Here is a 17,557-nt window from a genome sequence, read left to right as displayed (position 1 = left end):
TCAGGAAGCCCGGCGGCGGTTATAGAAGCTGCCCGTATCGAACGAGTCCTGCTCGTAGAAGCGCGGGTTGGCAGGGGCAGCCTCTTTTCCCAGCGCCCGCAACATGGCCTCTTCGTACTCGCGGGTAATCTGCACCTCGATGTAAGGCGGGTAGTTCAGGACCGACGCTTCATTGAGCGCGGGCACGAACACGTTGTCGCCATCCTCATCCAGCGAAGCGGCCCCAATGGGCAGCAAAATGTGGTTTTCGTGTTCGTTGGTTTGGAAGCGACCATCCAGCGCTACGTCCAGGTAGCGCACTTTCATAGCTTCGGGCTCCACAATCAATTCGAACACCGTGCCCAGGGCCTGGCCATCGCTACCCCGCACGGTCCAGCCGCGCACGTCGGGGTTGTCGTCGGCCACTTCAAAATCGGTGAGGTCGCGCAAGCGGCGCAGAACGGGAGTTTCCATAGCAAATACGTTTCTGGTTTGTTGTTGCTGGCTTCTGGTTCAAATCGTTAGCCGCACAAAGTCAGCAACGAGAAACCAGAAACCTAACGCTGGGCTGGCTCGCTAAGTACGCGCACGGCGGCGGCGGCCTGGGTTAGGAACTGTTGGTTCTGCTGCTGCTCGGGGGCCGTAGCGCTACGGCCAGATAGCTGCCCTGCGAGGCTCACCAACGTATTGGCCTCATTTTCAAGCTCGGGATAGGCCTTTTGCTGCATGGCCCGGATGAGACCGGCCGCCGCCACGAAACCGGGGCGCAGGCTGGTATTGGGCTCGCCGAGGCGGGCGGTGGCACTGGTCAGGTTGTCGCGCTGCTCGGTGGTGGCAGGGGTGCGCAGGTCGTCGCGGTCGGTGAGGGAAACCAGCACGCCGGTCAGTTTTTGCAGGCCGTTGCGAGCGTAATCGGGCGCGGCCGGGTCGGAGGCGGCCTGTGTAGCCAGGGAGGCGGCCGTTTCGAAACTACCGGCGGCAGTCGCGGCATCCTGGGTAGTATCGCCCTGCGGAATGCCATCAACGGTCTCCCGGCGCGCAGCCTGGTCTACGGCCGCAGCGGCCCCCAGCGTATCCGAGGCGGCAACGGGCGGCGCGGGCTCATCGGCCGGGTCGGAACGCAGGAAGAAATAAGCAGCTACCGCCACTAATACGGCCGCCAGCAGCACCAGCAGCCACGGGCTGGGCGCCGATTTTTTACGTTGAATATTGATGTCAGCCATATCGGGAGTTGGGAGAATGGCTTGAATTTACGAGGTGCGGCGAAAAGTAGCCGATTTGTGCGGCCGGTGGCGTACTTGCGGATACGCCCGCCACCCAGGGTCGGCGCCCCCACCCAATGCCTTCACCACCACCATCCACCCTTTACCTGGCTGACTTACAGTCGCGGGGGCTGCTGCCACCGACCCAGACCACCCGCATTATCGCCAGCGAGCGCACCCAGCCATTTTCCCTGCACTACGAGTTGCGGGCGCTGCTTTACCTGGGCATTACGCTGCTGGCCGGCGGCCTGGACGTGCTGGTGTACCAGCATATCAACACCATTGGGCACGGCATTATCATCGCCCTCATTGCCGCCCTCATGGCCGCGTGCTTCACCTACACGGCGCCGCTCCCTTCACCTGGGGGGGTGGCTCCTAAAACCTCAGTGGGGGCCGACTACCTCCTGCTGCTCGGCTGCCTGCTGCTGGTGGTGCTGGAGGGTTACGTACAGTACCAATACCAGTTTTTCGGCAACCGCTACGGGCTGGCCACGGCGCTGCCGGCGCTGGTTTTCGTGCCGCTAGCCTATTGGTTCGACCACCGGGGAGGTGCTCCATGGGCCTTACCGCGCTGGCGTCGTGGGTGGGCCTCACGGTAGCGCCGCTGGCCGTGCTCACCGAAAACGAGTTCTGGAGCGACCATATTCGCGGGGCCGCCGTCGGCCTGGGCGGGCTGCTGATGCTGACGGGTTTTTACTCGGAGTACCGGGGGCGCAAGGCGCATTTCGCATTCACGTACCTGTTGCTGGGCAGCAACCTGGCGCTGGCCGCGCTGGCGACTTCACTGGTACGGGCGGCTTTTCACGAGCAGCCTTTGGTGGGCCAGGGCACGGTGGCACTCATGCTGGGGCTGTGCGCGGGTCTGTACTCATACGCCCGGCGCACGCAGTCGTATTGGTTTCTGGTGCTGGCGGCGGGCTACGCTTATTTCGGCGCCTGCTACCTACTGGTGCAGCTGGTGCTGCTGTTTCCCGATGACACCATCGTACTGATGGCCCCTTCCTGCTATTACCGCTGTCAGCCCTGCTGGTCGTGTTGTTCTTCCTCAATGTGAGGAAAATCCTGCACGGCCCGGCGGCGCCTGTTGCTCCCCTCCCCCCTACCTCAGCCATGAACAGGCAAGCCTACAACCCCAACTGGGCATTTCATACTGCCCTGCGCGCCCGGGCGGCACGCTGGCAGCGCCAGCAGCTGCTTGGTGAGGACCAGCTAAAGGCCATTGAAGCGGCATATCCGCTGGAGTACTACCGCCCGGCGTAGCCCCTGCGGGTGGGCCTGTTCCTGTTTGCATTGCTGGGAATAAGCATGGCATCCGGCTTCATTTTTTTGATTGGCCATAAGCTGCCAATCGCGAGCGGTATCATTAGCTGTGCGGCATGCTTTGGCATGCTGGAACTACTGATAAAAGACCGCCGCCTCTACCACTGCGGAGCCGATAACACCTTGCTATAGGTAGGCTTGGCTGCGGCGGGCAGCCTGATTCCCTACATTTTCAGCACCTATTTGTGGAGCGGTTACTACGCATCGTTTCGCGTCACCTATGGCCATTTGCTGGTTCCGCTCACCCTGATACTGGCGCTACTGGCAGCGGCGGTCCTGCGCTATGCCGATGCGCTGGTCACGGCAGCCGCTTTTGCTGCCCTGCTGCTCTTGGTGAGTGTTACGGCCCTGCAAAGTCCGTGGGGCAGGCCCTGCTGCCTTTCCTGATAATGGCCACGGCGGCCGGCGGGCTATTCCTCTACCGCATGCTGGCCCGGCGCGTGGCCGGCACGCCCCTGGCCGACTACTACGCCAGCTGCCTGCTCATGCTGAAGGTAATGACCCTGGCCGTACTCTACCCTACTATTTTTCAGGTACAAAAACGGGGCAGCCCGACCTTTGGGGTTCCAACCACCAAAAACCCGTTCTGCCCCGTGAAGCAACACTTCGCCGCTAAAATTACGACGCTTTTGCAACAGGCCCCGTTTGTGGGCCACTTATCTCGCCAAAAGTTTGTGGGCCAGTTCATTATTGACCTGATAAAGAGCCGCAACGTGCAATTTGGCGAAGTGGCCCAGCACCTCAACGACGCCGCTAAGCCCGCCTCGAACGAAACGCGCATTCAGGACTTTTTCCGCGAAGTCGACCTCAATTACATGCTGGTGGCCAGGCTTTTGCTTAGTTTATTGCCTGCGCAGGGCAAGCTGCGTTTGTGCCTGGACCGCACGGAGTGGGACTTCGGCCAGTGCCAGGTCAACGTGCTGCTCGTCACCGTCGGCACGGGCGAGGTCCACGTGCCGCTCTACTGGCAGCTGCTCGACAACCGCAGCGGCAACTCCAACGCCGCCGACCGCATCGCGGTGCTCGAAAAGTGCGTGGCTTTGCTGGGGAAAGACCGCATCGGCCTGGTCGTAGGCGACCGGGAATTTGTCGGCCATGCGTGGTTCAAGTGGCTCAAAGACAACGGACTGAATTTTGTCATGCGCGTGCCCAAGCACCACTGCCTGACCCACGCCGACGGCCGCCGGCAGGCCGTGGCCGACCTGGGCCTGGTGCCGGGGCAGGTGCGCCGCTTCGCCCACGTGCAGGTCGACGGGGTCTGGGGACAGGCCTGGGTCAAGGCCGTGGCGGCGGGCGAGTTCGTCTACCTGTTTGCCACGGCCGGTCTGAACCACCTCGCGCAACTCTACGCCAAGCGGTGGACGATTGAGCAGTGCTTCCAAAACCTGAAAGGCCGGGGTTTCAACCTGGAAGCCACCCACTTGCGCTGCTTGCAAAAGCTGCGCAAACTCGTGGCCCTCGTCAGCCTGGCCTACGCCTTCTGCCTGGGCGGGGGCGCAGCCGCCCACGGCGGCCGCCACCCCATTGCCCGCAAGAAGCACGGCTACCGGGCCGCGAGCCTGGCTCGTCACGGCCTCAACCTCCTCCGCCAACTCACCCGTCCGCTAACCTGGCCCGATGACCCGTTGGCCCGCCTGGTTGAAACGCTGCTAAACTGCACTACGAGACAACTTGCTCGAAATCAAATACTAAAAATAGTAGGGTAGAGTACCCTGGCCGTATTCTACCTCGGCGGCAACTACCTGATAGTGTGCGAAGGGAATACCGAGCTTCACAGCCTCAATGTATCTGTGCAAATACCGTTTGCGCCGCTCTTCTATCTATTCACGGCGGGCATTCCACTTCTGTATATCACGCTGGGCCTGCGCCGGGCCGACCGCCCCCTGCTCCTACTGAGCTTGTTGGCACTGGCATTCTCCATGTTCACTCTGCGGCACTACCGCTCGCTGCTACCGCCCGAAATAGCCGCCGTAGCGGCTGGCGCTCTGCTTACGGTGCTGCTGGCCGGCGCATTGCTCCGCGCCCTACGCCCCGCCCGCTTCGGCCTCACCTCGCTGCCCGACGATGAGCCACGCCACTTCAACCTCAAAAACCTGATTCAGGCCCAAACTGCCCACGCACTCGATGCGCCCGCCTTGGGTGGCTTCGAGTTCGGCGGTGGGCAATCGGGTGGCGGAGGGGCCACCGGGCAGTTTTAATCCTGCACTGCTACCGACCGGTATAGCTTGGCCAGCACGGCCACGGCGTAGTCCACTTCTGCTTCGGTGTTCATCTTGCTCATCGAAAAGCGGACGGTGGCACGGCCGGGGTCGCAGCCCAGGGCTTCGAGCACATGCGAGCCCGCCTGGGCCCCACTGGTGCAGGCCGAGCCCCCCGAAGCCGCCACCTTGCTGATATCGAGGTTGAACAACAGCATTTCGCTGATGGCCGACGGTGGCAGGCTCACGCTCAGCACCGTGTAAAGGCTCTTATCGGCGTGCTCCGACAGGCCGTTGAACTGCACATCCTCCACCTCGGCGCGGAGCTTTTCGATGAAGCGGGTCTTCAACGCCTGCACCTGCGCGTGGTGGGCGGCCAGGTCGCGCACCGCGATTTCCAGCGCCTTGACCAGGCCCACAATGCCGTATACGTTCTCCGTGCCCGAGCGCACATTGCGCTCCTGCGAGCCGCCGTGAATGAGCGGACTCACCCGCAAGCCACTGCGGGTGTAGATAAACCCCACCCCCTTCGGCCCATGAAATTTATGGGCCGAACCCACCAGAAAATGGTTTTTCAGCTGCTGCACGTCGTGCCGGTAATGCCCCATCGTCTGCACCGTATCGGTGTGAAACACGGCATCGTAGCGGGCACAGATATCACCAATGGCGGCAATGTCATTCAGGTTGCCAATTTCATTATTGGCGTGCATCAGGCTCACAAACGTGCGCGACTGCGTGGCCAGCAGCTCCTCCAGGTGACCCAAATCCAGGGTTCCCTGCGCGTCGTGTTTCACGTAGTGCAGCTCAATCTCGCCGCTTTTGGCCAGTACCTGCAACGGGTGCAGCACGGCATGGTGCTCCATCGGCGAGGTAATGGCGTGCTTTAGCCCCAGTGTGCGCACACTGCCAAAGGCGGCATAATTGTCGGCCTCGGTGCCACCGCTCGTGAAAATGATTTCGGCCGGAGCGGCATTCAGCAGGTGCGCCACCGTTTTGCGGGCGTTCTCGATGGCGGCGCGCACCTGCCGGCCCGGGCCGTGCAGGCTGCTCGGGTTGCCGTAGTGCTGGCTCAGAAAGGGCAGCATGGCCTCCAGCACCTCGGGGTCGAGGGGCGTGGTAGCGGCGTTGTCGAAATAAACGAAAGCGGGCGCGTTGGGGGAAATTGTGCTCATAGGAATCGTTTCAGCAGAAAAAGGCAGAAGCCGGGTGTGGGTGCACCCGGCTTCTTTCAAGCTATACACAAATACAAATTTGGGCTTTCGAATTGAAACTACCCCACAGCAGCCGCGCTAAATGCGCAACACCCCGACTAACTACGCCTTTGCGGCGATAATTTCCTTGATATCACCAATGATTTTCTGGGCCAGATAATCAGCCGTAGAGTTCGAATCCGACTCGGCATAGATGCGGATAACGGGTTCGGTATTAGACTTGCGCAGGTGCACCCACTCCTTATCGAACTCAATTTTCACGCCGTCAATCGTATTCACGGGCTGCTTGGCGTAGCGCTGCTCCATCTTGGCCAGCACGTCGTCGGTGTTGATGTCCGACGTCAGTTCAATCTTGTTTTTCGAGATGAAATAGCTCGGGTACGAGTTGCGCAGGCGGCTCACCGTGAGGCCGGTTTTGGCCAGGTGCGTCAGAAACAGCGCAATGCCAACCAGGGCGTCGCGGCCATAGTGCAGTTCGGGGTAAATGATGCCCCCGTTGCCTTCGCCACCGATTACGGCGTTGGTTTCCTTCATTTTCGTCACCACATTCACCTCGCCCACGGCGGCGGCCGAATAGTTGCCACCGGCCTTCTCGGTCACGTCGCGCAGGGCGCGGGTGCTGCTCAAGTTGCTCACGGTATTGCCGCCGCCCAAGCTTTGCAGCACGTAGTCGGCCACGGCCACCAGCGTGTATTCTTCGCCGAACATCTCGCCGTTTTCGCTCACCAGCGCCAGGCGGTCCACGTCGGGGTCTACCACGATGCCGAGGTCGAAGCCGCCTTTTTCCAGCACCTTGGCAATGTCGCGCAGGTGCTCGGGCAGCGGCTCGGGGTTGTGGGCAAAGTCGCCGGTGGGCTCGCAATGCAATTTTTCGATGGTCGTCACGCCCAGCGCTTCCAGCAGCTGCGGCACGGCAAAGCCCCCCGACGAGTTCACGGCATCCACCACCACCCGGAAGTTGCGGGCCTTAATGGCTTCCACGTCCACCAGCGGCAGCGCCAGAATAGCTTCAATGTGCTTTTCCAAGAAAGTGGTATCCGTGGTGTACTGGCCCAGCTTGGTCACGGGCGCAAAGTCAAAGTCCTCGTTTTCGGCCGAGGCCAGCACCTGCTGCCCATCGGCTTCCGAGATAAATTCGCCGATGGCGTTCAGCAGCTTCAGTGCGTTCCACTGCTTGGGGTTGTGCGAAGCCGTGAGGATAATGCCGCCGGCCGCCTTCATGGCGGGCACCGCCATTTCCACGGTGGGCGTGGTGCTCAGGCCGAGGTCGCACACATCGAGGCCGAGGCCCTGCAGCGTAGCGGCCACCAGGCGGCTCACCATATCGCCCGAAATCCGAGCATCGCGGCCGACAATAATCAGCTTGCTATCAGTATTTTGGGTTTTAACCCAGGTACCATACGCGGCGGCATACTTCACCACGTCGAGCGGCGTGAGGCCCTGGCCCACCGGCCCGCCAATAGTGCCACGGATACCGGAAATAGATTTGATTAAAGTCACGGAGGTAGTTAATTTGAAAGACCAAAATTAGGCATTAGCAACCGGTTGGCGGCACGGACTTTTATCTTTGGAACAATGGAAAACCCCACAAATTCGCCTAATGTTCTGCTTACCAGTGCTCGCCGGCCCGCGCAGCTCGAAGCATTCGGCCGCCTGCTCGACGTACTCGACCGCCTCCGCACTGAATGTCCCTGGGATAAAAAACAAACCCTGCAGACCCTGCGGCACCTCACCATCGAGGAAACCTACGAAATCAGCGATGCCATTCTGCGCGACGACCTGCCCGACCTGAAAAAGGAACTGGGCGATGTCATGCTTCACCTGATTTTTTACGCCCGCATCGCCGCCGAAAAAGATGCCTTCGACATTGCCGACGTGCTCAATGCCCAGTGCGAGAAGCTCATTTACCGCCACCCGCACATCTACGGCGATGTGCAGGCCCACGACGAGGAGACGGTAAAGCGCAATTGGGAGCAGCTCAAGCTCAAAGAAAAAGGCAATACCAACGGGGTGCTCGGCGGGGTACCCACTTCCCTGCCTGCGCTGGTAAAGGCCATGCGTATTCAGGAAAAAGCCCGGGGCGCGGGCTTCGACTGGGAGCAGCCCGAGCAGGTATGGGACAAAGTGCAGGAAGAATTAAACGAGTTTGGTACCGAGTACAGCCACGGCAATCCCGACCGGATGGACGCTGAAAAAGCGGCCGATGAATTTGGCGATTTACTCTTTTCGCTGGTCAATTTTGCCCGCTTCGCCGGCATCAATCCCGAAGAAGCACTGGAGCGCACCAACCGCAAGTTTATCAGCCGCTTTCAGTATCTGGAAACGGCCGCTGCCGCCAATAATCAGCACCTCGCCGACCTCTCGCTGGCCCAGATGGATGTGTACTGGGAAGAAGCCAAACGACGCCCTGCTCAACCCAAAGGCACGGTTTAGCATTGGGGAGGCTTCATCCAACTTTCATGGTAATTCTAGTGGGCGCTGGCAACTTTTCTTTGGTCAGGCCGCGCTTTTTGGTTAGGTTTGCTCAACTAAGTGGGCTCGGTGGGTAATTTAGACTTTGATAAGTGCTATTCGACTTCTCTCGGAACGGGATTATCGATTGTCTTTTTTGCTAACGCCTGCACTCCTAACCAACTTTTTGCATTTTCTTTACCCACTCAATTCAAATACTTCACACAACAACCCCCAAACAATCCGGAACAAATGGAACAGAAAAATGCCATGAATACGAGCCCCCGGCCCGCCGCAACGGCCGCCAAAGCCGAAGCCCAAAGCAGCGGTGGTGCCTCGCTGTTCTCCGTCCTGGTTATCATCCTTGCTTACGTTGTCAGCCTCCTCATTTATAAGTTCGTGCTAGGCGACTCAAGCCACTTTCAAGGCGGCAACAATGAGAATAACCCCAACCCCGGCGACTACCTCGGGGTAGTTTTTAAGGGTGGTTTTGTAGTGCCGATTCTGATGTCGATGCTGCTCATGGTTATCACCTTCTCGATTGAGCGGATGCTGACCATCAGCAAGGCCAAAGGCTCCAAGAGCATCGAGAGTTTTGTGCGCACCGTGCGTCAGAAGCTGAACAGCAATGACATCAACGGCGCCCTCGCTGCCTGCGACCAGCAGAAAGGCTCGGTAGCTAACGTGGTGAAAGCCGGCCTGATGAAATACAACGAGATGGGCCGTGACCGCTCGATGGCCACTGACCAGCAAATCCTCGCCATCCAGAAGGAAATCGAAGAAAGCACCGCCCTGGAGCTGCCCATGCTGGAGAAAAACCTGGTTATCATCTCGACGCTGGCTTCTATTGCCACGCTGACGGGTCTGCTGGGCACGGTATTCGGTATGATTCGTGCCTTCGCCGCTCTGGCGCAGGCCGGTACTCCCGATGCAGTAGCTCTGGCAAACGGTATCTCGGAAGCCCTGATTAACACGGCACTGGGTATCGGTACTTCGGCCCTGGCCATCGTAGCCTACAACTACTTCACCAGCAAGATTGACGAGCTGACTTACAGCATTGACGAGGCCGGTTTCAGCATCATCCAAACCTTTGCCGCTCAACACGGCAATAAGCAGAACGCCCAAACGGTTTAATTCCGTTTGTTAGCAAACTGCTGATGCACTAAAACGCGGGGCGGTTCGTTCTCCGGAATGAATCGCCCCCTTTTACCCCCACCTCGCAATGCCCAAAGTAAAACCGCACCGTACCTCACCGTCGCTCGATATGACGCCGATGGTGGACCTGGCTTTCTTGCTGGTGACATTCTTCATGCTCACCACCAAGTTTGCCCCCGAAGAGACTGTGGTAGTGGACACGCCCTCGTCGACTTCGGAGCTTAAATTGCCCGAGAACAACGTAATCACGCTCACCATCGACAACAAGAAGCGCGTCTTCTTTGGTGTCGATGCGCCGCAAACCAAGATTCAGGCCTTGCAGAAAGTAGGCGCCAAATACGGCGTAAACTTCACCGCAGCCCAAGCCAAGGAGTTCAGCAACCTACCCAACTTTGGCTTGCCTATCAGCCAGTTGGGTTCTTACCTGAACATGGAAAAGGAAGACCGCAAGCAGGTAAATGCCCAGCAGCCCGGTGTTCCGCTCGACTCGCTCAATAACCAGTTGATTGACTGGGTACTTGCAGCTCGTACAGCTAACCAGGCCATCTTCCACAAGCCTACTTACATCGCTATCAAAGGCGATGGCAATGCTGACATACCTACGGTAGAGCAGGTTATCAAAGTGTTGCAGGAAAGAGACATCAACCGCTTCAATCTCATCACGGATATGGAAAACAAGCCAGTAGCCGCCGCCAAATAATTTTGGTTGTTGCTACTGCTTCATTCCCAATCCTTTCACTTAACTAAATTCCATGGCAGAAATTCAAGGCAAAGCCGACTCCGGTGGAAAAGGTGGGAAGAAGCGGGCCAAGAAAATGTCGACCAAAATCGACATGACCCCAATGGTGGACTTGGCCTTCCTCCTGCTCACCTTCTTCATGCTGACCACCACCTTCGCCAAGCCCAACGTGATGCAGCTCACGATGCCGGTGAAGAAGACCGACGATGTCGAGGACACGAAAATCAAGGCCTCGCAGGCCATGACCATCATCCTTGGCAAAGACAACAAGGCGTATTACTACTTCGGGTTGAATACGCCCAACGACAAAACGGTACCCAAGCCTGAGTTGAAGGTGACGAACTTCTCCGCTTCCGGCATTCGGCAGGTATTGCTGGACCGCCAGCGCCAGAAGCCGGACCCCATCATCCTCATCAAAGCAAGTGAAGACGCCAAGTATAAAAACATGGTGGATATTCTGGACGAGATGAACATCACGAACCAGAAAAAATACGCGCTGGTGAAGGTACCCAAAGACGACCTGGACCTTATTAAAGACTCAGCCCTATGATGGACAATGCGCAAATTGCGAAAGCCAGCTTAAACGATATCGTTTTTGAGGGTCGCAACAAGGCCTACGGCGCTTATGTGCTCCGACGCCTGTATCAGCGCCACGTAACCCGGGCGCTGATTATTGCTACGGCGCTGTTTGTCCTTCTGATTGCTTTCCCGCTCATCGCTCAGTATCTGAAAGAAAAGATGCCGAAGGAGCCCGCGAAGAATCTGAAGGAGAACGTGCTGATGGACGCTCCTCCCCTGGACGAAACCAAGCCGCCGCCCCCCCCGCCGCCCCCCGAGGCGCCGCCACCCCCTCCGCCCAAGCTTACCACCATCAAATTCACTCCTCCGGTGGTGAAGAAGGATGAGGAAGTGAAGAAGGAAGAGGTTCCGGACCAGGAGGAGCTGAAGGATAAGACGGTGGCCACCGTAACCGTAAAAGGTAACACGGATGCTCCTGACCTGTCCGAACTTTCGGGTACCGGCGACAAAGTGGTTGAAGAAGTAGTTGAGAACAAAGTCTACACCTACGTAGAGCAAATGCCTCAGCTGCCCGGTGGTGGTGGAAACGGTGCTATCGTAAACGCCATCCAGAAGGCGGTGAAATACCCCCCGCTGGCACTTCGCAACCAAGTTGAAGGTCGCATCTTCGTTAGCTTTACGGTAAACCCGCAGGGCGACGTTTCAGATGTGAAAGTGGTAAAAGGCCTGGGTTCGGGTCTTGACGAGGAAACGATGCGGGCGGTGAAAACCCTGCCTAAATTCATCCCCGGCAAGCAGAACGGCCGTGCAGTAAGCGTTTCGTTTACGGTACCGATTACCTTCAAAATTCAATAGTTTCTTACTTCTGGTTTTTTCAGAAGTAGCGGAAACCCTGGATTGAGCTTCATGGCTCGGTCCAGGGTTTTTTATTACACACCACCTCAGGGCATGTACAAAAAGTTGCTCCACAGGTACCGATAGGCAGCAATAGTTCGTTGTAGGGCGCTAACTTCAATTAGAAAGCCGTCTGTTGACTAACTACCAAACTCATTTGCGAGCACATTACGAGACAAACCAAGTGAGTTGTCCGCTATGAAAAGCAGCTATTTTTTGGCTTTTTTGCAGGCTGGTATGGGAGCTCCAAGCTGATGCGCCGAACCTTTACCCGCGTTTTTCGGGTTTATTATATCTCCATTTCTGCATTTTCTTTTTTATGCTCAACTTACCTACTACTGAGGAGCGGCTTGGTAAGTCGCCCCAGCGGCTAGTGCGTTACTTTGTGCTCCTGATGGCCTCCATTTACATGGGCCTTGGGGTATGGCTGTGGTGGTCGGCCAATAGTCCTTCGGTTGGGGGACTGGTTCAGCTTGGCCCAATAACCCGCCGGATTTTGGGTTCTGTATTCATTCTCTATGGGCTGGTCCGTTTTGGCCGAGGCTACCAGGCCCATTTTCGCAAAAAAACCATTTCTGACGATAATGATTAAATGTGCCCACTTTTTGACTGCCGGAGCTACGGTATTGGCCGGAGCACTTGCCATTACCTCCTGCAATGGTCCAGGGTCGCCAGGAGCTCAGGATACCACTACCAGCGGCAATGTTGCGGTGAGCGTGGATGAAACGTTTGCGCCTATCCTGCAGGCGCAGATAGATACGTTTGCTAAGCTTTATCCGAATGCTCATGTCAAGATGAGCTTTCAGCCGGAGGAAAAGGTGATGCTGGACCTCATCAACGATAAGGTGAAGCTGGCGGTGGTGTCGCGCGAGCTGAACGCGGAAGAGCAGGCTGATTTAGCCAAGCAAACTATTGTGCCGCGCACTATCCGTATTGGCATCGATGGCCTGGCCATCGTACTTAATCGCAGCAATCCGGATTCGTTGCTGACGGTGGCGCAGCTGGCCGATATTTTCACGGGCAAAACCGGTAGCTGGAACCAGATTAGCGGCAAGAAGGGCCTGTCGTCCATCAATGTGGTATTCGATGCAAACCGGAGCAGCACGACGCGCTTCGTGCTCGATTCGGTGACGCATGGTGCCCCGCTCACCAGCCGGGTATTTGCCGCAACTTCGAACCCTGCCCTGCTTGATTATGTTGCAACGCATCCCAGCGCTATTGGGGTAGTGGGGGTAAACTGGATTTCAGACCGGGACGACCCGACTGCCATGACGTTTGCCAATAAGGTCCGGGTGGCCAGCATCACGTCCCGCCCCAACCCAAAGCCTAACGACTATATTCAGCCCTACCAGGCATACCTGGCCGAAAAGACGCCTGAGCAGCTGGCCCAGGACCCGGATTTGCAGAATTACCCGCTCCGGCGCAACCTTTACATCATCAGTCGGGAAGCGCGCGCAGGATTAGGCACAGGGTTTGCATCTTTCGTGGCAGGCAAGAACGGACAGCTGATTTTTCAAAAGTCGGGATTACTACCGGCTCAGATGCAGGCCCGAATTATTACCACGCCTAAACTGTAATTACGCTTTTCGCGTAAAAATTTTTCATTGCTTTTTCATTCTTTTTCTTCTCCTATGAGTTTCAAGCCCTGGAAACAGCCGCTGCTCGCTGCCGTTGCAATGGTAGCAGGTACTACGGCGGCCACCGCCCAAAACGTGCAAACCGCCCAACGCGATATTGAATTGGGTCGGTACAACGAAGCCCGCGCCATTTTGCGTCCCGGCTCCACTCCCGAAACTGCTTTCGAGCTGGGCCGCCTTTATCAGATGCGTGATATGGCCGATTCGGCTGCTTATTTCTTCAACAAAGCAGCGGGCTCCACTCCTTTCGGCCAAGTAGCTGCCGGCCGTGCGCTACTGGCCAAAGGCCAGATTGCTCCGGCTGAAGTTCAGTTTGATGCCGCTGCGAAGGCGACCAAGAACAAAGATGCCAAATTGCTCACCATGATAGCGCAGGCGTATGGGGAGATTGATGGTAAGAATACTGGCAAAGCCCAGACGTACATGGATGCGGCTCAGGCCGCCTATAAAAAGGATGACCCGGCCCTGATGGTTGCTCGTGGTGATGTGTTCCTGCACTCTGACCAGGGTGGTGGAGAGGCCATGACCAGCTTTGACCGTGCTATTGCGGCAAACCCCAGCTTCGCCCAGGCTTACTACAAGAAAGGTGTGTTGAGCGTGCGCTCGCGCAACTTCAACGCGGCCCGTGAGAGCCTGAGCAAGGCCATAGAGCTTGACCCCAGCTACGCACCGGCCTACCGGGAGCTGGCCGACATGTACTACTACGCCGGCCAGTATGACCTGGCCTTGAGCACATTCAAGAAATACACCGACCTGGCGGAAAATTCGTCTTCGACGAATGCTCAATACGCCTCGTTCCTGTATCTGACCAAGAAGTACCAGGAGGCGTTGACGGAGGTAAATAAGGTGCTGCAAAACGACCCGCAAAACCTTACCATGAACCGCCTGAAGCCTTATTTGCTGTATGAAACTGGTGACTTTGCAGGAGCGGCTACCGCCATTGACACCTATATGTCGGTAGTACCAGCCGATAAGATTATTTCCGAAGATTACATCTACAAGGCCAAAATCCTGAGCAAAACGGGTAAAGGCCCGGAAGCGGTAGCGCTTATCGGCAAGATTATCGCAAAGGACCCGTCTAAGGCCTGCGACTTTCAGAACGACCTGGCCAGCATTTATGCCAACCAGAAAAACTACAAAGGTGCCATCAGCGTGTATAAGTACAAGCTGAACAAATGCAGCGGCGACCTAACTGACCAGTTCCGTCTGGCTACGGCTTTCAGCAGCGACAAACAGTACGTTGAGGCTGACAGCGTGTACAACATCATCAACATCGCCAAGCCCACATATGCTCCGGCATACCTTTACCGGGCTTCGGTGAACGCTCAGCGCGACCCGGAAGGCAAGCAGGGCTTGGCCAAGCCGAACTACGAGAAGTACATCGAACTCTCGAAAGCAGCAGATGCCGAGCCGGCTAAATTCCGCGAAGGTTTGGTGCAGGCCTATGGCTACTTGGGTGTATATGCTTTCCAGCAGGGTGATAAAGCCGGAGCCAAGTCATACTTCGAGCAGGTATTGGTTCTGGACCCTGAGAACAAGGGTGCCAAGAGCAACCTGGACATCATCACTGCCAAGCCCAAGGCAGTAGTTAAGAAGGCTGCGCCGAAGAAGAAGTAATTCTTATCTGTCACTTATGCGAAAAGGTCCCAACGCAATGCGTTGGGACCTTTTCGTTTTTATAGGGTGGGCTCAGTTTCAGGTAGCAGCCCAGTTGCGCCATTTTTCGAGCACTGCCGCGAAATCTTCGGGCAACTCGGCTTCGAATAGCAGCTGCTCGCCGGAAGTTGGGTGCACAAAGCCGAGCGAGCGGGCGTGTAGCGCCTGACGCGGCATCAGCTGAAAAGCATTTTCGACAAATGCCCGGTACGTGCCATTATTCTGGCCCACGCGAATGCGGTCGCCCCCATAGGTCGCATCGGAGAACAGGGGGTGGCCGAGGTACTGCATGTGGGCGCGAATCTGGTGAGTCCGGCCGGTTTCGAGTACGCAGCGTACCAGCGTTACCGGGCCGAAGTTCTCCAACACCTCATAATGCGTCACAGCGGGCTTACCCTGCTCGCCGCCGGGATAAACGGCCTGCACCTTGCGGTCGCGCATGCTGCGGCCCAGGTGGCCGGTTATTGTGCCCGTGGGGCCGGGCGGAGTGCCCCACACCAATGCCAGGTAGCTGCGCTGAATGGTGTGATGGAAAAACTGCAACGACAGGTGCGTCATGGCAAACTCGGTTTTGCCAATGACCAGCAGGCCCGACGTATCCTTGTCGATGCGGTGCACCAGACCGGGGCGGATTTCCCCGTTGCGGCCCGTAGGTAGATTGGCGAGGTGATGCGCCAGGCCGTTTACCAGCGTGCCCTGCCAGTGGCCGTACGCCGGGTGCACCACAAGACCAGCGGGCTTATTCACGATAAGCAGCTCAGCATCCTCGTAGCGAATGTCGAGGGGCATCTCCTCCGGCACTACCCGGCCTTCACGCGGCGGCTCGGGTAGCGTGACGGTAATGACATCCTGCGGCTTGACCCGATAATTGGGCTTCACAGCCACTCCGTTCACCTCTACTGCTAATGCCCGAATGGCATCCTGCACCTTGTTGCGCGAAGTATTACGCAGCCGGCTATGCAGGAACTTATCAATCCGCAGCATCTCCTGGCCACGGTCTACTATGATGCGGTGATGCTCGTAAAGCTCATCGCCATTTTCCTCATCGGCTTCGCTGTCGAGCAGCTCATCCGCCTCAAATTCGTCGTCTATCATTTCCCAAATTGGTGGTATATGAAAAAAGCCGGAGCAAATGCTCCGGCTTTTTTAGGCAGGCGGCAGTTGCCGCTTACTTCTTGGTTTTAGTCTTGGTCTTGTTCACACCGGGTGTGACCGGCGCGCTAACAGGCGAGGCCGGGCCCGACTTGATGAGAGCGGCTGCACCGGGCGTAATGCCCATTTTCTTCAATACGAGGTCCGAAATGTCGCCATCCTTAGGAGCATGCAACAGCAGCGGGCTGCCGCCACCATCGGAGTTGAACACATAGGTGAAACCGTTCTCGTCAGCAACGAGGTCGATGTTTTTCTGCAGCTTATCCAGCGCCGGCTTCAGCAGCGTCTGCTGCTTCTGCTGGAGCGACTGTTCGGCAGTGCGCTGAAACTCCTGAATGGACTGCTGCAAACGCTGCAGCTCCTTTTCGGTATCCGCTTTCACTACGTCCGTCATGGTGCCGGATTTCTGCTGATAATCCTTCACTTTGGTTTCGAACTCGGAGCTTTTGCTTTTCAGCTGGGCCGCGAGTTGGTCGTTGTAGGTTTTGAGCTCCGACTCAATCTGTTTGCTTTCGGTCATCTGGGATAACACGTACTGAACATCGGTGTAGCCAATTTTCAGGGGGGCCTGGGCCTGCGCGGAAGTGGCAGCCAGGGTTCCGGCGGTCAGCAGAGCGGCGGCGAGCGTCAGACGAAAGATTTTCACGAGATTCATCAAAAAGAAAAAGGGTCAGAAAAATATTGGGGCAAAGGTAGTTACTTCTTTTTGGTCGGACGCGCTGGCTTGGCTGCCGGCTTGGTTGCCGGGGCAGCCTCGGGCGTGCCCGAGTCCGATTCAAAGTTAGGGTCAACCGGTGTTTTTGGTGGGGCCACCGTCTTCACCGCGCCTTTGGGGCCGGGCTGGTTGCGGTCTTCAGCACCCAGGCCCAACTCTTCGAGTACAAATTCGGTGTAATCGTGCGCAGGATTGGTGTAGAGCATGGTCAGGTCGCCGGATTTATCGAAAACCACTGCCAGCGTTTTCTTCTTGGCGACCTTTTCGACGGCTTCAAATACCTTGTCCTGCACGGGCTTGTTCAATTCCTGGCGCTTCTTGAATAGCTGCCCTTCGTAGCCAAACTGTTTGTTGCGATAAGCTTTCAACTCCTGCTCCTTGAGCAAAATTTCGTCCTGCCGCTTTTTCTTCATGGCCTCCGTCAGCACAACTTCTTCGTTCTGATAGTTCCGATGCAGCTTATCGAGGTCTTTTTGCAGCGTTTCAATTTCCTTCTGCCAGGTATCCGACAGCAGGGTCAGCTCCTGCTGGGCCTTAGCGTACTCCGGCATTTTAGCCATGATGAACTCCGAATCGACCCAACCAAATTTTTGGGCCTGGGCTTCTGGTGCAACAACTAGCAACAACAAGGCCAGTATCAGGCCGCCAAAATTCTTCATACGGGAGGAA

21 protein-coding genes are annotated in these 17,557 nt (G+C 57.1%); 14 read left to right on the top strand and 7 right to left on the bottom strand.

The features are described 5' to 3' along the window. Window positions 1-453 carry a PRC-barrel domain-containing protein gene (locus KQ659_RS02915; RefSeq protein ID WP_216678872.1) on the bottom strand — a complete coding sequence of 151 codons (453 nt, stop codon included), beginning with the start codon at window positions 451-453 and terminating at the stop codon, window positions 1-3. An 83-nt stretch (window positions 454-536) separates the two neighbouring features. After that, entirely contained in the window at window positions 537-1,202 is a 666-nt protein-coding gene (locus tag KQ659_RS02910; RefSeq protein ID WP_216690316.1) for a hypothetical protein, read from the bottom strand. A 116-nt stretch (window positions 1,203-1,318) separates the two neighbouring features. Here KQ659_RS02910 and KQ659_RS02905 point away from each other — a divergent pair, with 116 nt between their 5' ends. From KQ659_RS02905 to KQ659_RS02880, 6 genes are all read left to right on the top strand, one after another. Continuing rightward, window positions 1,319-1,840 (top strand): DUF2157 domain-containing protein, encoded by a 522-nt coding sequence (locus KQ659_RS02905; RefSeq protein WP_216690317.1) that lies wholly within the window; start codon window positions 1,319-1,321, stop codon window positions 1,838-1,840. Beyond that, complete coding sequence (locus KQ659_RS02900) at window positions 1,798-2,295, top strand: hypothetical protein (RefSeq protein WP_216685381.1); 498 nt, start codon at window positions 1,798-1,800, stop codon at window positions 2,293-2,295. The genes KQ659_RS02905 and KQ659_RS02900 overlap by 43 nt, the downstream gene beginning before the upstream one ends. Before the next feature lie 56 nt (window positions 2,296-2,351). After that, on the top strand, window positions 2,352-2,501 hold the full coding sequence (locus KQ659_RS02895) for a hypothetical protein (protein WP_216678876.1): 150 nt from the start codon (window positions 2,352-2,354) through the stop codon (window positions 2,499-2,501). A gap of 198 nt (window positions 2,502-2,699) precedes the next feature. Next, window positions 2,700-2,948 carry a hypothetical protein gene (locus tag KQ659_RS02890; RefSeq protein ID WP_216690318.1) on the top strand — a complete coding sequence of 83 codons (249 nt, stop codon included), beginning with the start codon at window positions 2,700-2,702 and terminating at the stop codon, window positions 2,946-2,948. Continuing rightward, on the top strand, window positions 2,921-4,267 hold the full coding sequence (locus tag KQ659_RS02885; protein WP_216690319.1) for an IS4 family transposase: 1,347 nt from the start codon (window positions 2,921-2,923) through the stop codon (window positions 4,265-4,267). The genes KQ659_RS02890 and KQ659_RS02885 overlap by 28 nt, the downstream gene beginning before the upstream one ends. 84 nt (window positions 4,268-4,351) lie before the next feature. After that, window positions 4,352-4,759 (top strand): hypothetical protein, encoded by a 408-nt coding sequence (locus KQ659_RS02880; RefSeq protein WP_216690320.1) that lies wholly within the window; start codon window positions 4,352-4,354, stop codon window positions 4,757-4,759. On the opposite strand, the gene KQ659_RS02875 is transcribed toward KQ659_RS02880, so the two are convergent. Then, window positions 4,756-5,931 carry a cysteine desulfurase family protein gene (locus KQ659_RS02875; RefSeq protein WP_216690321.1) on the bottom strand — a complete coding sequence of 392 codons (1,176 nt, stop codon included), beginning with the start codon at window positions 5,929-5,931 and terminating at the stop codon, window positions 4,756-4,758. The genes KQ659_RS02880 and KQ659_RS02875 overlap by 4 nt on opposite strands. A 141-nt stretch (window positions 5,932-6,072) precedes the next feature. Further along, the gene (glmM, locus tag KQ659_RS02870; RefSeq protein ID WP_216690322.1) at window positions 6,073-7,470 is read right to left on the bottom strand and encodes a phosphoglucosamine mutase; all 1,398 of its coding nucleotides are present in this window, start codon (window positions 7,468-7,470) and stop codon (window positions 6,073-6,075) included. Window positions 7,471-7,545: 75 nt separating this feature from the next. On the opposite strand from glmM, the gene mazG reads away from it, so the two are divergent. From mazG to KQ659_RS02830, 8 genes are all read left to right on the top strand, one after another. Next, on the top strand, window positions 7,546-8,403 hold the full coding sequence (gene mazG, locus KQ659_RS02865; protein ID WP_216690323.1) for a nucleoside triphosphate pyrophosphohydrolase: 858 nt from the start codon (window positions 7,546-7,548) through the stop codon (window positions 8,401-8,403). Window positions 8,404-8,673: 270 nt separating this feature from the next. After that, window positions 8,674-9,555 (top strand): MotA/TolQ/ExbB proton channel family protein, encoded by an 882-nt coding sequence (locus KQ659_RS02860; protein WP_394369597.1) that lies wholly within the window; start codon window positions 8,674-8,676, stop codon window positions 9,553-9,555. 88 nt (window positions 9,556-9,643) lie between these two features. After that, window positions 9,644-10,276, top strand: a complete 633-nt coding sequence (locus KQ659_RS02855) for an ExbD/TolR family protein (RefSeq protein WP_168671220.1) — start codon at window positions 9,644-9,646, stop codon at window positions 10,274-10,276. Between the two features lie 52 nt (window positions 10,277-10,328). Further along, window positions 10,329-10,865, top strand: coding sequence for an ExbD/TolR family protein (locus KQ659_RS02850; RefSeq protein ID WP_168671221.1), 537 nt, complete (start codon window positions 10,329-10,331; stop codon window positions 10,863-10,865). After that, a complete protein-coding gene (locus tag KQ659_RS02845; RefSeq protein ID WP_226929807.1) occupies window positions 10,862-11,689 on the top strand; it encodes an energy transducer TonB in 828 nt (275 codons plus the stop codon). The genes KQ659_RS02850 and KQ659_RS02845 overlap by 4 nt, the downstream gene beginning before the upstream one ends. Window positions 11,690-12,047: 358 nt before the next feature. Then, on the top strand, window positions 12,048-12,320 hold the full coding sequence (locus tag KQ659_RS02840) for a hypothetical protein (protein ID WP_216678882.1): 273 nt from the start codon (window positions 12,048-12,050) through the stop codon (window positions 12,318-12,320). After that, on the top strand, window positions 12,247-13,305 hold the full coding sequence (locus KQ659_RS02835) for a PstS family phosphate ABC transporter substrate-binding protein (RefSeq protein WP_408610741.1): 1,059 nt from the start codon (window positions 12,247-12,249) through the stop codon (window positions 13,303-13,305). Before KQ659_RS02840 ends, KQ659_RS02835 begins: the two co-directional genes overlap by 74 nt. A 54-nt stretch (window positions 13,306-13,359) precedes the next feature. Continuing rightward, on the top strand, window positions 13,360-14,982 hold the full coding sequence (locus KQ659_RS02830; RefSeq protein WP_216690324.1) for a tetratricopeptide repeat protein: 1,623 nt from the start codon (window positions 13,360-13,362) through the stop codon (window positions 14,980-14,982). 78 nt (window positions 14,983-15,060) lie between these two features. Here KQ659_RS02830 and KQ659_RS02825 read toward each other — a convergent pair whose 3' ends face one another. The 3 genes from KQ659_RS02825 to KQ659_RS02815 all read right to left on the bottom strand — a co-directional run bounded on the left by KQ659_RS02825 (window position 15,061) and on the right by KQ659_RS02815 (window position 17,547). Next, window positions 15,061-16,116: an RluA family pseudouridine synthase gene (locus KQ659_RS02825; RefSeq protein ID WP_216685385.1), complete on the bottom strand. Its 1,056-nt coding sequence runs from the start codon at window positions 16,114-16,116 to the stop codon at window positions 15,061-15,063. 73 nt (window positions 16,117-16,189) lie between these two features. Continuing rightward, window positions 16,190-16,828 carry an OmpH family outer membrane protein gene (locus KQ659_RS02820; protein WP_216678886.1) on the bottom strand — a complete coding sequence of 213 codons (639 nt, stop codon included), beginning with the start codon at window positions 16,826-16,828 and terminating at the stop codon, window positions 16,190-16,192. Window positions 16,829-16,869: 41 nt separating this feature from the next. Beyond that, a complete protein-coding gene (locus KQ659_RS02815; protein ID WP_216678887.1) occupies window positions 16,870-17,547 on the bottom strand; it encodes an OmpH family outer membrane protein in 678 nt (225 codons plus the stop codon). Window positions 17,548-17,557: the final 10 nt, after the last annotated feature.

The organism is Hymenobacter siberiensis, assembly GCF_018967865.2.
In the GTDB taxonomy this organism is placed as follows: Bacteria; Bacteroidota; Bacteroidia; order Cytophagales; family Hymenobacteraceae; genus Hymenobacter; species Hymenobacter siberiensis.
This window is presented reverse-complemented; position numbering and strand designations above follow the sequence as displayed.

Bases quoted from the DNA above. Each gene is read 5' to 3' on its own strand.
- KQ659_RS02915 (WP_216678872.1), bottom strand. From the start codon at position 453: ATGGAAACTCCCGTTCTGCGCCGCTTGCGCGACCTCACCGATTTTGAA.
- KQ659_RS02910 (WP_216690316.1), bottom strand. From the start codon at position 1,202: ATGGCTGACATCAATATTCAACGTAAAAAATCGGCGCCCAGCCCGTGG.
- KQ659_RS02905 (WP_216690317.1), top strand. From the start codon at position 1,319: ATGCCTTCACCACCACCATCCACCCTTTACCTGGCTGACTTACAGTCG.
- KQ659_RS02900 (WP_216685381.1), top strand. From the start codon at position 1,798: ATGGGCCTTACCGCGCTGGCGTCGTGGGTGGGCCTCACGGTAGCGCCG.
- KQ659_RS02895 (WP_216678876.1), top strand. From the start codon at position 2,352: ATGAACAGGCAAGCCTACAACCCCAACTGGGCATTTCATACTGCCCTG.
- KQ659_RS02875 (WP_216690321.1), bottom strand. From the start codon at position 5,931: ATGAGCACAATTTCCCCCAACGCGCCCGCTTTCGTTTATTTCGACAAC.
- mazG (WP_216690323.1), top strand. From the start codon at position 7,546: ATGGAAAACCCCACAAATTCGCCTAATGTTCTGCTTACCAGTGCTCGC.
- KQ659_RS02860 (WP_394369597.1), top strand. From the start codon at position 8,674: ATGGAACAGAAAAATGCCATGAATACGAGCCCCCGGCCCGCCGCAACG.
- KQ659_RS02855 (WP_168671220.1), top strand. From the start codon at position 9,644: ATGCCCAAAGTAAAACCGCACCGTACCTCACCGTCGCTCGATATGACG.
- KQ659_RS02850 (WP_168671221.1), top strand. From the start codon at position 10,329: ATGGCAGAAATTCAAGGCAAAGCCGACTCCGGTGGAAAAGGTGGGAAG.
- KQ659_RS02845 (WP_226929807.1), top strand. From the start codon at position 10,862: ATGATGGACAATGCGCAAATTGCGAAAGCCAGCTTAAACGATATCGTT.
- KQ659_RS02840 (WP_216678882.1), top strand. From the start codon at position 12,048: ATGCTCAACTTACCTACTACTGAGGAGCGGCTTGGTAAGTCGCCCCAG.
- KQ659_RS02835 (WP_408610741.1), top strand. From the start codon at position 12,247: ATGGGCTGGTCCGTTTTGGCCGAGGCTACCAGGCCCATTTTCGCAAAA.
- KQ659_RS02830 (WP_216690324.1), top strand. From the start codon at position 13,360: ATGAGTTTCAAGCCCTGGAAACAGCCGCTGCTCGCTGCCGTTGCAATG.
- KQ659_RS02825 (WP_216685385.1), bottom strand. From the start codon at position 16,116: ATGATAGACGACGAATTTGAGGCGGATGAGCTGCTCGACAGCGAAGCC.
- KQ659_RS02820 (WP_216678886.1), bottom strand. From the start codon at position 16,828: ATGAATCTCGTGAAAATCTTTCGTCTGACGCTCGCCGCCGCTCTGCTG.
- KQ659_RS02815 (WP_216678887.1), bottom strand. From the start codon at position 17,547: ATGAAGAATTTTGGCGGCCTGATACTGGCCTTGTTGTTGCTAGTTGTT.